Origin of the sequence: uncultured Shewanella sp. (assembly GCF_947497935.1) — a bacterium.
Taxonomy (GTDB): domain Bacteria; phylum Pseudomonadota; class Gammaproteobacteria; order Enterobacterales; family Shewanellaceae; genus Shewanella.
Map to the genome: position 1 here is coordinate 223,690 of NZ_CANMIO010000002.1, position 13,124 is coordinate 236,813.

General features: G+C 47.2%; 11 protein-coding genes. 6 read left to right on the forward strand and 5 right to left on the reverse strand.

Translation table 11 applies throughout. The features are described 5' to 3' along the window. The first annotated feature begins 31 nt into the window (after positions 1-31). Positions 32-661, forward strand: a complete 630-nt coding sequence (locus Q1A86_RS03200; RefSeq protein ID WP_299802840.1) for an SCO family protein — start codon at positions 32-34, stop codon at positions 659-661. A gap of 64 nt (positions 662-725) precedes the next feature. On the opposite strand, the gene Q1A86_RS03205 is transcribed toward Q1A86_RS03200, so the two are convergent. After that, positions 726-1,772, reverse strand: coding sequence for a polysaccharide deacetylase family protein (locus tag Q1A86_RS03205; RefSeq protein WP_299802841.1), 1,047 nt, complete (start codon positions 1,770-1,772; stop codon positions 726-728). 17 nt (positions 1,773-1,789) lie between these two features. On the opposite strand from Q1A86_RS03205, the gene Q1A86_RS03210 reads away from it, so the two are divergent. Then, the gene (locus Q1A86_RS03210) at positions 1,790-3,121 is read left to right on the forward strand and encodes an MATE family efflux transporter (protein WP_299802842.1); all 1,332 of its coding nucleotides are present in this window, start codon (positions 1,790-1,792) and stop codon (positions 3,119-3,121) included. 72 nt (positions 3,122-3,193) lie between these two features. Here the strand turns inward: Q1A86_RS03210 and nfuA are convergent, their stop codons facing one another. Then, complete coding sequence (nfuA, locus tag Q1A86_RS03215; protein WP_299802843.1) at positions 3,194-3,772, reverse strand: Fe-S biogenesis protein NfuA; 579 nt, start codon at positions 3,770-3,772, stop codon at positions 3,194-3,196. Between the two features lie 249 nt (positions 3,773-4,021). Here nfuA and Q1A86_RS03220 point away from each other — a divergent pair, with 249 nt between their 5' ends. After that, complete coding sequence (locus Q1A86_RS03220) at positions 4,022-6,523, forward strand: M14 family zinc carboxypeptidase (RefSeq protein WP_299802844.1); 2,502 nt, start codon at positions 4,022-4,024, stop codon at positions 6,521-6,523. 23 nt (positions 6,524-6,546) lie between these two features. On the opposite strand, the gene Q1A86_RS03225 is transcribed toward Q1A86_RS03220, so the two are convergent. Continuing rightward, the gene (locus tag Q1A86_RS03225; protein ID WP_367277875.1) at positions 6,547-7,209 is read right to left on the reverse strand and encodes a ComF family protein; all 663 of its coding nucleotides are present in this window, start codon (positions 7,207-7,209) and stop codon (positions 6,547-6,549) included. A 111-nt stretch (positions 7,210-7,320) separates the two neighbouring features. Between Q1A86_RS03225 and bioH the strand changes: the two genes are divergently transcribed. Both bioH and Q1A86_RS03235 read left to right on the forward strand, forming a co-directional pair. After that, a complete protein-coding gene (gene bioH, locus Q1A86_RS03230; RefSeq protein WP_299802845.1) occupies positions 7,321-8,088 on the forward strand; it encodes a pimeloyl-ACP methyl ester esterase BioH in 768 nt (255 codons plus the stop codon). Positions 8,089-8,538: 450 nt separating this feature from the next. Beyond that, entirely contained in the window at positions 8,539-9,033 is a 495-nt protein-coding gene (locus Q1A86_RS03235) for a hypothetical protein (RefSeq protein ID WP_299802846.1), read from the forward strand. Between the two features lie 51 nt (positions 9,034-9,084). Here the strand turns inward: Q1A86_RS03235 and Q1A86_RS03240 are convergent, their stop codons facing one another. Together Q1A86_RS03240 and greB are read right to left on the reverse strand one after the other, a co-directional pair. After that, positions 9,085-11,424, reverse strand: coding sequence for a Tex family protein (locus Q1A86_RS03240; protein ID WP_299802847.1), 2,340 nt, complete (start codon positions 11,422-11,424; stop codon positions 9,085-9,087). Positions 11,425-11,577: 153 nt separating this feature from the next. Then, entirely contained in the window at positions 11,578-12,057 is a 480-nt protein-coding gene (gene greB, locus Q1A86_RS03245) for a transcription elongation factor GreB (protein ID WP_299802848.1), read from the reverse strand. A gap of 337 nt (positions 12,058-12,394) precedes the next feature. Between greB and ompR the strand changes: the two genes are divergently transcribed. After that, positions 12,395-13,120, forward strand: coding sequence for a two-component system response regulator OmpR (ompR, locus tag Q1A86_RS03250; protein WP_220765476.1), 726 nt, complete (start codon positions 12,395-12,397; stop codon positions 13,118-13,120). Positions 13,121-13,124 lie beyond the last annotated feature (4 nt).

The following is a 13,124-nucleotide window of genomic DNA, read 5'->3' on the forward strand; positions in this document are numbered from 1 at the left end:
CTGCAACCCCGTTATCAAGCGAGGATAAAAGATGAAAATCAGCTGGATTATTACTGCAGTGTTATTGATGGCAGCGGGAGTATACGCAAGCATACAGTTAAGCCAACCTAAGGACTTAGCGTTGCAAACAAGTTTCGAGTATCCAGCGCCACTGCCATTAGCGCCTTTCTCGCTGACAGATCAACGTGGCAATGCCTTCAGCAATGCCGACTTACTTGGCAAGTGGAGTCTGTTTTTCATTGGCTACACCTCTTGCCCAGATGTTTGTCCTACAACCATGGGTAAGTTAACGTCAGCCTATGCCGGGCTCAACCAAGTCGAAGATGTACAAGTGATCTTTCTATCTGTTGATCCACAAAGAGACTCTACAGCGACCTTAGAAAACTATATAAAATTCTTTAACCCCGAGTTTATTGCCGTAACAGGAGAGCATAAACAACTGCTGCCGGTCACTCGCAGTTTAGGTTTTGTCTATGCCATGGTTGGAGACGGCGATGACTACCAAGTCGACCATAGCGCGTCGTTTGCGTTAGTGTCGCCACAAGGTGAAAAGGTCGCCATCATCAAGCCAAAATCGAGCAGTCCAGGAAAACTACCGCAGATCAAAAATAGCGATTTAATTCATGATGTAAATGCAATTATTGACAAGTACTCTGGATAATAAACACCATAAAATTCAAGCAAAAAAAAGCGCCATCATAGGCGCTTTTTTTACAATGAATTCACTATTCTGCAATCCATTGACCGTTAGATTTTGGTCGAACCCACGGCTGTGAAAACCAGTAGTAACTGCCCTTACTCTTACTCGGCGCCGTACAGTTATAACGTGAACGACCCGCTGGCAAGTCCAACTCAGCCTGAATACTGAACTCGTTATCTGAGATCCAGTTTGGCTTCTTAGCGCCTTGCCCCTGAATAAAGCACATCAGCTGTGACGCATTGATATCACTCATATCCAGAGTCACTTTGATCTCTGGGCGCCATTGGCCTTGAGCAAGCTCAGGGTTGCTATTGGTTTGGGACAGCACTGGCATATTCAAACTATGCAGCTTTACCTTTAGGCTATTGAGATCGGCATAAACACCGGCAACAGGAAAGCGAGGTAACGCCGTCAACGGAGAGTATGGGCCCGCCGCTCCCGATTGCTGACCAAATGCCACAAAGCCGTGCTTATCTAGCATATCTTCAATTTGCTGATTGTACTCACCGTATGGGTAAGCCAGCATTTTCAAATTCTGTCCCGTCGCCTTAGCAATCTCGGCCTCGGTGCGCAGAATATTACTCTCGATACGCGCTAACCATTGCGCATCTGTTTCGCCAGCCTCTTTACGAATAAGGTGTTCATGCCCCCAGCTATGGTTGGCAATTTCCGCTCCCTCATCCGAAAGAGTGATTAGCTGCTGCCAGCTCATCATTTCACCATACTCTTTTAGGATCGGTTCAACCGAGACAAAAAGGGTGTAGGGGAATTTATATTGCTTTAAAATAGGGTGCGCTGTATTAGCAATGCTGCGGTAACCATCATCGAAGGTAATCGCAATTGTTTTTGCTGGCAGTGCTTTCTTAGCCTTAATAGACTCCACCACTGTTGAAAGTGGCACTACATTGAAGTTGTTTTCCGCCAGGTACTGCATCTGCTCTTTAAATTGCGCAGGAGTAACACTGGTGATCGCTGGCGTACTATCCGAAACATGATGATATTGTAAAATCACCGTCGCGTGAGCCGAAAAACCTGTCAGCGCAAGTAGCGCTAGCAACACGTTTTTAACCATAAATATTAGACCTCTAAATGATTGCCTTATTGTTAAACCCACAAAAAAATCGACAACTGTTTGCCCTTGCACTGCCGATGATTTTATCAAATATCACAGTGCCATTGCTGGGGCTTGTCGATACCGCCGTTGTTGGACATCTTAGTAACGCCTATTATTTAGGCGGTGTGGCAGTTGGGTCAACGATTATAACCTTAATTTTGTGGTTGCTAGGATTTTTACGCATGTCGACCACGGGATTAGTCGCCCAAGCCTATGGCGCGAACGATACCCAGCAACAATTTAAACTCTTAGTGCAAGCAGCAAGTCTAGCACTCATGTTTGGTATTGCCGCTATCGCATTGCAGCTCCCCATAGTGAATTTAGCCATGGCGCTGTCAGATGCCAGCGTCGAAGTAGAGCGCTATTGTAGAGAGTATTTCCAGATCCGGATCTGGTCGACCCCCTTCGCTCTGATGAATTTAGTGCTGCTCGGTTGGCTACTCGGACGACAGCAACCTAAGGCTGCGATGTGGCAGTTGATTGTGGCAAACCTAGTCAATATCGTGTTAGATGTCATCTTCGTACTGGGTCTTGGCTGGGGCGTAAAAGGCGCTGCATTAGCCTCGGTGTTCGCCGATATCTCTGGTTTCTTAGTGGCGCTGACCATGGTTCGCAGCCAGCTTGGTAAGCTAGGTGATTTTAAGTTACTGCAGCTCATCAAGCAGCTATCTTTGCAAAGCTACAGCAAGATGATGAGCCTCAATACCGATATCTTTATCCGTAGCCTATGTTTGCAAACGTCATTTGCCTTTATGACTTTTTACGGCGCGGGCTTAGGTGATAATACCGTTGCAGCCAATGCGGTGTTACTCAACTTATTGCTACTCATCTCCTATGCACTCGATGGCATCGCCTATTATGCAGAGGCCGAGGTGGGACGAGCTCATGGCCAGAAAAATAGCCGTTTAATGCAGGAGTCGGTGACATTAGCCTGGGCTTGGTCGGCCATTGCTGCATTAGGCTTTACCCTGTTTTTTGCCCTCGCAGGCTCGCAGATCATCTCTATGCTGACTAGCATCAGTGAAGTTAAGGCCGTAGCTGAGCAATATCTTATTTGGGTTATATTCATCCCCTTGCTCGCCTTTGGCTCCTACCTTTTTGATGGTGTCTATATTGGTGCGGCTCAGGGCAAGGTGATGCGTAACAGCATGATTTTATCTACGTTCGGTGTGTTTTTCCCGGTCTGGTATCTGTTAGAGCCACAGGGTAATTTTGCCTTATGGGCGGCCATGAGCTGCTTTATGCTGGCGCGTAGTGCGTCACTGTCACTGCATTACTGGTTTAGACTCAGACTGACTTTAAACTAGCTTTCTAGAGTAATAGACATAAAAAAACGCGACCGATTGGTCGCGTTTTTTATGCTAACTCTATATCCAGTATTACTGGTAAGAGTGCTCGCCGTGCTGATGTTCTGTTACATCTTTAACGCCTGATAGCTCACCTGGGAACATTTCAAGTAGTTGCTTCTCGATACCATCTTTTAGGGTGACATCGACCATAGAGCAACCGTTACAACCACCACCAAACTGCAATACAGCGATGCCGTCTTCAGTGATTTCAACTAGCATGATGTTACCACCATGACTTGCTAACTGTGGGTTGATTTCAGATTGGATAACGTACTCGATACGCTCTTGTAATGACGCATCGTCAGACACTTTACGCATTTTAGCGTTAGGCGCTTTAAGCGTTAACTGTGAACCTAGCTGATCGGTAACGAAGTCAATTGTCGCCTCTTCAAGGAAAGGAGCGCTTTTCTCATCAACCATGGCATTAAAGCCAGTGAATTCTAGTTCTGTGTCGTCAGCTTCAACCGCATCTGGTGGACAGTACGATACGCCACACTCAGCCTGCGCAGTACCTGGGCTGATAACAAATACTCGAATGTGAGTTCCTTCAGGCTGATCTGATAACAATTTAACAAAATGCGCCTGAGCTGCTTCGGAAATGGTAATCATGAAAACATGCTCCGTCAGGGATAAACCTGAGTGTTTTAGTAAGAATTATTCCTATAATACTCTTACTCGGCATTCCTTTGTAGCCCCTAACCCTCACAGATTAAGAATAAATAGCGATCAGATCACAGTTTTTTATCTAACTCGACTGTGGTTTTGTCAACGCTGAGCTGCTAATTTAACAACAATATTATAAATATAATGAAAAATTCCATGCTCAGAATCTGTATCGTGTTTTTGTGTGCTTTTTTGATGTCATCCTCCTTTTTTGCCGAAGCAAAGAAGACACGTTTAACAGACAACCCCCTCTATGGTGTCAGCACCACTAGCCCCGAGGAGTTTCTGGGTTACCCACTCGGAGAGCGCTTACTTAGACACGATCAGATTAATTACTACCTTAAAGAGATCGCTGCACAAAACCCGAGAGTATCCCTAGAAAACACGGGGCAAAGTCATGAGGCAAGGCAGCAATTAACCGCGGTTATTACCTCGGTAAATAATCAATCCAAGCTGGATAAAATCTTAGAACAGCGCCAACAAGTGAAATATGGAGCGGAGCAAAGTGGGCCACTGATTATTTGGCTGGCCTACTCAATTCACGGCGATGAGATCAGCGGCGCTCACAGCGCACTAAAGCTTAGCCATATGCTAGCCACCAGCGAAGATAAATGGGTCAAGGATCTGCTTGAGCAGGCCGTGGTACTTATCACCCCGAGCCAAAACCCCGATGGACTCGACCGGTTTTCAACATGGGCCAGTGGCTATGCTGGCAAAGTCGTTGTCAGCGATCCGAATCATAAGGAACACAAACAGGGCTGGCCTACGGGCAGAAGTAACCATTATTTTGCCGACCTCAATCGCGACTGGCTGTTCCTACGCCATCCTGAATCTCAAGGCCGTGTCGCCCTATTTCACCGCTGGCAGCCTCACTATGTGGGCGACTTTCATGAGATGGGCCATAACTTCACGTACTTTTTCCAACCTGGGGTTCCCGAGCGCACCCACCCGCTCACTCCAGCGGGTAACCAAAAACTTACCGCAAAACTTGCCGCTTACCATCAAGCCGCGCTAGATGATAATAAGCAAAGTTACTTTAGCCGTCAGTTATTCGATGATTTCTTCTATGGCAAAGGCTCTACCTATCCAGATATCAATGGTGCCATAGGAGTCTTGTTTGAACAGGCTAGCGCCCGCGGTCAACAACAGGACTCGGTCAATGGCATAGTGCACCTTCAAGAGGGCATAGAGAATCAATATGCGACCTCAATCTCCAGCCTCAAAGGCGCCTTGGCGTTAAAGCCGGAACTAGAGCAATATCAGGCGGAGTTTTTTAAGGGGAAGCATCAAAAAGCGATGAAGAAAAAGCCTCGTCAGGCAGGGCTGCTGCTCACGACTAACCATGACCCAAGCAGAATTCGTGCGCTAACAGAGCTGCTCAGACAACATCAGATCGAGTACTACTACCTCACTAATAAGCTCACTCAGTCTGGCATCGACTTTGATGTTTATAGCAGTATTTATATCCCTAACAAACAGGCGCAGAGTGCATTACTTATGGCGATGTTTGACGATAGAACCGAGTTTGTCGATCCTACCTTTTATGATATCTCCACTTGGAATCTACAACATGCATTCAATCTCACTCTGCGTCGTAACGTCAAACTCGAACTCAGCGTACTCAGCCAAACGCCAGCGGAGTTTTCACCGCCGAGCTGGAACAAGGATACCGTCGCCCTACTCATAGATTGGCGCGATAGCCATGCAGCTTTATTACTGCAGCAGCTACTCAATCAAGGGATCAGGGTTAAATTTGCCGCCAAACCGTTCAGCATTAAAGCCAGCGATGGCGAGGTAGACTTTGTGGCGGGTACACTGCAAGTGCCTCTAAAGCAGGATAACTTCACCGCAAGTGAGATAAGCCAGCGTGTTCAGCTGTTAGCTCAGCAGCTAAAAGTCGATGTCATCGCGGCTAATACCAGCGCTGCTAGCAAGGGCATAGATCTCGGCAGTCCCGACTTTAAGCTCATCAAACCTATTCGCCCCCTCATAGTCAGCGGTAAAGGCACCTCTATTTCTGAAGTTGGGCAGCTATGGTATTACCTAGATAACACCTTAGGCGTTGCCACTACGCTGGTCGATAGCAATGACCTAGCATCGATAAAACTAGCCGATTACAGCCATGTACTACTGGCCGATGGCAACTATAAAACCTTAAACGATCGCTTTGCCCGTAAGCTGGGACAGTTTGCCTCTGAAGGTGGTGTGGTGATTGCGCAAAAAGGCGCACTGAATTGGCTAAGTGACTCCAACTTACTTAAAACCGACCCTCGTAGCGAACGCTTCTATAAGCAGTTGTTTGATGCCGACGGTCTGTCATTCGAGCAGAAATCAAATTTCAGTGCCAAACAGCAGATAGGCGGCGCGATTGTCGAACTCAAACTCGATACTAGCCACCCGATCAGCTTTGGCCTCTATGGCGATCGCCTGCCAGTGATGAAGAACAGGGTATTAGGCTTCTCCCAGACCACTAAGGCCTTTTCTGTCGCGGCGAACTACGCCTCTAAGCCGCTATTAAGCGGCTACCTCGCTAAGGAGTACCAGCACAGCTTTAGTGATTCGCCAGCGGTTATCGTCGAGTCACGTAACAAGGGCGCCATAGTGGCGCTAGCCGATAACCTGCTGTTTAGAAATATTTGGCTTGGCTCAGAGAAAGCTTATGCTAACGCGCTCTACTTTATTCCAGCACTTCACTAATAGCGACTCGATAGCCATAATATTTATCGACTCTCTGGTGCCTCGGCTCTAGCCAGGCACCAGACTTGAACTTGGGTGTGCTGTCGCTGCAATAAACTCGCGATCTCATCAACCGTGGTTCCTGTCGTCACCACGTCATCGATCAACGCCACACGCTGCCAACAAAATTCAGATGACAGCTCAAAGGCGCCCTTGAGATTTTTACGGCGCAACTTACCCGATAGTCCCGCTTGTGGTCGAGTCTCCCTCACCCTAAACAGCATATTGTCGACGAGTGGGATATCGAGTCGTTTAGAAAGCGCCTGCGCGATAAGCCAAGCCTGGTTAAAGCCTCTCTGTCGCAGCCTTTTGTTATGCAGCGGCACGGCTATTAGTACCTGTGGCAGCTGAATAAAGCCCAAATATTCTAGATAAAGGATACGTTGAACGAGCGCATCGACCAGCACATCGATCACCGAAAATTGCGCCTGATATTTGATCTGCCCCACCCAGTGACCTAACCCATCATGGTAACTACAGGGAGCGATAACGGTTAATGGCGTTGATGCCATGCAGTGACCACAAAAAGCCATCGTCATCAGCATCTCACCACCACAACCTAAACAAATGGGCGTTTGATAACGGCAAGCATGCAGGCAAACCGTACAGATCCCACGATTAACTGAATTGATATGTTGATGGCACAATAAACAGCGATTGGGTAAAATTGCCGATAGCCACCGAGTCCATGGTATTTGCTTGATAAGTGAAATCCTTTTCCATCTTTAATGTTCCAATGTTAACCAACGAGGCCCAAAATGAGTCAGACCCAAATCCATATAGAATCTATCGGTCAAGGGCCCGATGTTGTGATGCTTCATGGTTGGGGGGTTAACAGCGCCGTATTTACTCCGTTACGAGGTGCATTAGCCAAGTATAGGGTTCACTTCGTTGATCTGCCGGGATTTGGCCATAGCCAAGCCCTCAACGGCGATATTCACGACTGGCTAGACGCTATCTTGGACGCCGTTCCAGAACAAGCGATCTGGACAGGCTGGTCTCTCGGTGGGCTCGTAGCCACATTAGCCGCGATACATCATCCGCAGCGCGTGTCGGCCCTGTGCACTATCGCCTCATCACCTTGCTTTATGGCTGGTGAGGATTGGCCTGGGATCCCGGAACAGGTACTGAGCCAATTCGCCCAGCAACTGACTCAAGATCTGGATAAGACCATCGAGCGTTTCCTCGCTATTCAAGCCATGGGAAGTGCAACGGCCAAGGGCGACATCAAGCGGTTACGTGAGTTAGTGCTCGCTAGACCTAGAGCTCAAGAGCCTGCGCTAGCTCAAGGGCTAAAGATGCTTGAACAAGTGGATTTACGTGCAGAGCTGCCTCAGATCAACCAGCCTTGGCTAAGAATCTGGGGACGATTAGATGGTTTGGTGCCACGCAGAATGATAAAAGCCATGCCACAACTGCCAAACAGCCAAGATCTATTGCTAAGCAAGGCCTCCCACGCTCCATTTATTAGCCATCAACAGGAGTTCCTCGACGGCTTCAATCTATGGCTAGACGAACAGAGCTAATCAATTTGGCTTGATTAATACCAATCAGTACAAGAATTTGATCAGCTCAGAGCGATTTTTGGCAAACTAATTCAAGGCGAATAGCTGTAATAATGGTTATTCCCTTATAAAGCTAATCAACGTAGAAGTAGGCAGCCAAAAACGCTCCAGAATGGCGAGTTTTAGCGATTCTGATGCTGTGTTAACGAGCTTGAACGTAGAACAGCTATGCCCTTCACTCGTTGCAAACCACATGGATGTGGTGAATGTCATTAATGCAGGAGCATTTAATGACCTTGCCTCAAAACCGCTAAACTCTCGCTGAGTGACTAAATGTTTATACTGATTGGTATAAGACCGCATTGATTATTCGAAAATGCATCAAGATAAAGCTAACCAGTCTAAAGAGTTAGCTTTATCTTTCGCCCCGCATTGGTTAATATTTAAACATAACTTTTCGCGGGTAATATTATGTTAGTGGTGACCAACTATCCCAACGTGCCGATTGCAACATCCAATGCTGCAACCGATTCTGCGCGCACGGATAGCCAACAGCGCCCACCGATTATTCCTCCGCAGCAACCAACCAAAGGCCACGAAGAGCGCGCCTTTAGTCCGCAACATGAACGTACTGCCGATCAAACTCAGACTCAAGCCAAGCTGCGCGAGTCGGTGCAAGAAAAACAGCAAGGTCAGTCTCAACAACAAGAGCAATCGGGTCAGGAAAAACAAAAGCAAAGCCAAGCGCTTAACCTAAAGCAGCTTTTAAGTCAGCGAGCGCCACTCAAGCGCAGTGATATTAAATTGCCCGCACAACAACTGCCCGTTAACGAGAAGGAACCGAATAAACACCCTATGCCTGATGAACCACTGCAGTTTTATCAAGACTTTGGCATACGGATTGAAGCCTTTTATCAGCAGCGCACCGAGCCGAGTAGTCCTCCAGACTTTTTAGAAACCGCATAAAAAAACCGACAAACGCAGTTGTCGGTTTTTTTGTGTCTCGATTAACGCTGATTACTTTTTAAGTTTAGCGAACGCATCGGCAAAGGCATTCCCCATAGCGGCATTTGCTTGCTGCTTTGGTTTGTGAGTCTTTTGCTGTGGACGTTGATTAGCGCCTTTATTAGGAGCGCCTTTACTCGCGGCTGGACGCGGCGCACTCTTAGGTGCATCACCAGCCTTGTCTTCAAGACGCATACTTAGACCGATACGGCGACGTTCTGCATCCACTTCCATCACTTTCACTTTAACGATATCGCCGGCTTTAACCACCTTGTGCGGATCGTCGATAAACTTGTCGGTCATCGATGAGATATGCACTAAACCATCTTGATGTACGCCTACGTCAACGAAGGCGCCGAAGTTAGTCACGTTGGTTACCACGCCTTCTAAGATCATATCCAGCTTAAGATCTTTGATCTCTTCTACACCCTCTTTAAAGGTCGCAGTTTTAAATTCACCACGAGGATCGCGTCCCGGCTTATCAAGTTCCGCCAAGATATCGGTTACAGTCGGTAGACCAAATTCGCTGGTGATAAAATCTTTCGCTTCTAGCGTCTTGAGCAGTTCAGAGTTACCAATTAATTCGGCAACTGACATACTTTTGGCCGCAGCAATCGACTCGACTAATGAGTAAGCCTCTGGATGCACAGAAGAGCCATCGAGTGGGTTGTCACCTTCAGTAATACGCAAGAAACCTGCCGCTTGTTCATAAGCTTTTGGTCCAAGGCGAGCAACTTTAAGCAAGGCTTTCCGGTTGTTGAAACGGCCTTGCTCGTCACGGTGAGCCACAATATTACGTGCCAAAGTTTTATTAAGGCCGGCAACCTGAGCCAGCAATGGAGCTGAGGCCATATTCACATCGACACCCACGCCGTTTACGCAGTCTTCGACAACGGCTTCTAGGGAGCTTGATAATTGGCTTTGGCTCACATCGTGTTGATACTGACCCACACCGATCGCCTTCGGCTCAATTTTCACCAGCTCGGCTAATGGATCTTGCAAACGACGAGCAATAGAAACTGCGCCACGGATAGATACATCAATACCAGGGAATTCTTCAGAGGCTAGCTCAGATGCCGAGTAAACCGATGCCCCCGCTTCACTAACCATAATCTTGGTCAGTCTTGGTAAGTCAGCTTTTACTTGGCTAATCAAATCTGCCGCTAGCTTATCGGTCTCGCGTGATGCAGTGCCATTACCAATCGCTATTAATTCAACCTTATGCATCTTCACTAGGTTGGCTAAGGTTCTAACCGACTTGTCCCACTGATTTTGTGGAGCATGTGGGAAAATAGTGGTGTGCGCCATCAGTTTGCCGGTGTCGTTAACGATAGCCACTTTCACACCTGAGCGTAGACCCGGATCTAAACCTAGTGTCGCTTTCGCGCCAGCAGGAGCAGCCATCAATAGATCGCCTAAGTTGCGGGCAAAAACCTTGATCGCTTCTTGTTCTGCGCTATCACGGGTACGGCCAAGAAACTCAGTTTCCATCTGTAGCGCAATTTTAACTTTCCACGTTGCCGCTACGACGGTTTTTAACCAGGTATCGACAGCGCCATCGCCCAAGCCTAGCTTGAAGTGATCGATAATAATCACTTCACAGTAACTCGCCTGCTTAGCTTCCTGACCGGGATCGGCGTTAATACTTAGGCTTAGCGCGCCTTCGTTGCGACCACGCAACATAGCCAACGCGCGATGAGATGGCACTCTCGCAAGCTTTTCAGAATGCTCGAAGTAATCTCTAAACTTGGCGCCTTCTTTCTCTTTACCTTTAACCATACGGCTCTCAAGCACTGCATTTTGCTCTACTTGAGTACGAATTTTTTGCAGCAACTCGGCGTCTTCAGCGAAACGCTCCATCAAGATGAAACGCGCACCATCGAGTACGGCTTTAGCATCGCTAAAACCGGCAGCGGCATTGATATACTCGCTAGCAACGGCGTCACAATCAGCTTGGCGGTTTGCCAACAGATAATCGGCCAAAGGCTCGATACCCGCTTCAATGGCAATAAGGCCCTTGGTGCGGCGTTTTGGCTTGTAAGGTAAATAGAGATCTTCTAGGCGCGTCTTGCTATCTGCGGCATTGATTGCCGCTTTCAACTCTGGAGTTAACTTACTCTGGGCTTCAATGCTCGACAAAATCACGTTACGACGATCATTTAGATCGCGTAGATAGCCTAAACGGCTGTAAAGAGTACGCAATTGCGCGTCATCTAGACCACCCGTGGCTTCTTTACGGTAACGTGCAATAAACGGCACAGTTGCGCCATCGTCGAGTAATGAAATGGTATCGATAACTTGTTGCTGACGAACATTAAGTTCCTCAGCGATGAGCTGTGCAATATTTTGCATAAATAGAGGTCGAGCCTAGTTAATAAAGGATATTGCGCCAAAGATACCACAGCCCATGGATTTGGTTAATCCACAAATAGGGTATTTTGTCCCAGAGCCGACCAGAAGAGGAACTGGCAACCTAAGGGCTTCCCTTGATAAAGGGAGGAGGGCCTATTCAAAACCCTGATAGGAGATACGATTGATATACCAAACTTGCTCACCTGTCGGCGTCTTGATCACAGCTTCGTCATCGACCTCTTTCTTCAACAAACCACGAGCCATTGGCGAATCGATGGAGATGTAATCCTTACGACCGAAGATCTCATCGTAACCAACAATCTTAAACTCTAGTTTATCGCCAGCATCATTTTCGATTTCGACCCAAGCGCCAAAAAAAACCTTGCCCTCTTGTGCCGGCGAATAATCGACAACTTGTACATTTTCGAGCGTTTTACGCAAATAACGTACTCTACGGTCTATTTCACGCAGCTTTCGCTTGTTGAAGGTGTAATCGGCATTCTCACTACGATCACCTAAACTTGCAGCCCAGCTAACAATTTTAGTGATCTCAGGGCGATGTTCACGCCAAAGATAGTTCAACTCTTTTTGCAGTTTCTCGAAACCTTCACGAGTGACGATTGCGGTTCTCATAGCTTCTACTTTCTAAAGGGGGGATAAAAATTCATGGGCAAAAATAATAGCACAAATCCAGCAAAGCTTAGCTAGAGCTATTGCGCTTATCGAGCCAATTGCAACCTATGCCAATTTACTTACAATTTAAGCTAACGAGTAAACAAGCATTAAATTCGCTTATATTCAAAAGCTTAGACTAAACAAGCTTGCGCTTAAAACAAAGCTTAGTAGCAATCGCAAAAATGCCTGCTAGTCATTAACATATTAAAACAGCTATATTAGAATGAATCACATTCAATATCAGCTATTTGCCTACTAATATAGAGTTGGCCGCCGAGTTAAAAGGACCTTAAGCATGGGACAAGAAACCTCAAAAATTCTCGTCGTCGATGATGATATGAGACTGCGCGCATTATTAGAACGTTACTTGATGGAGCAAGGTTATCAAGTACGCAGCGCCGCCAATGCCGAACAGATGGACCGCCTACTCGAGCGTGAAAACTTTCACCTATTAGTACTCGATCTTATGCTTCCCGGTGAAGACGGCCTCTCTATCTGTCGCCGACTGCGTCAAACTGGCAACCCAATCCCTATCGTGATGTTGACGGCAAAAGGCGATGAAGTAGATAGAATTATCGGTCTTGAATTAGGTGCTGATGACTACTTACCAAAGCCCTTTAATCCACGAGAGTTATTAGCCCGTATTAAAGCCGTTATGCGTCGTCAAACACCCGACGTGCCGGGTGCACCAACTCAGCAAGAAGAAGAGATCACTTTTGGTGAATACTCTCTAAATCTTGCCACCCGTGAAATGCATCATGGCGAAGAGAGTATCGCACTGACCAGCGGTGAATTTGCCGTGCTTAAAGTGCTTGTCAGCCACCCAAGAGAGCCCCTTTCACGTGATAAGTTGATGAATCTGGCGCGTGGCCGTGATTACTCTGCGCTGGAGCGCTCGATTGACGTACAAGTTTCACGTTTGCGCCGACTCATTGAAAAAGATGCCGCCAACCCACGCTATATTCAAACCGTGTGGGGATTAGGCTATGTGTTTGTGCCTGACGGCCAATCACGTAAATAGATAA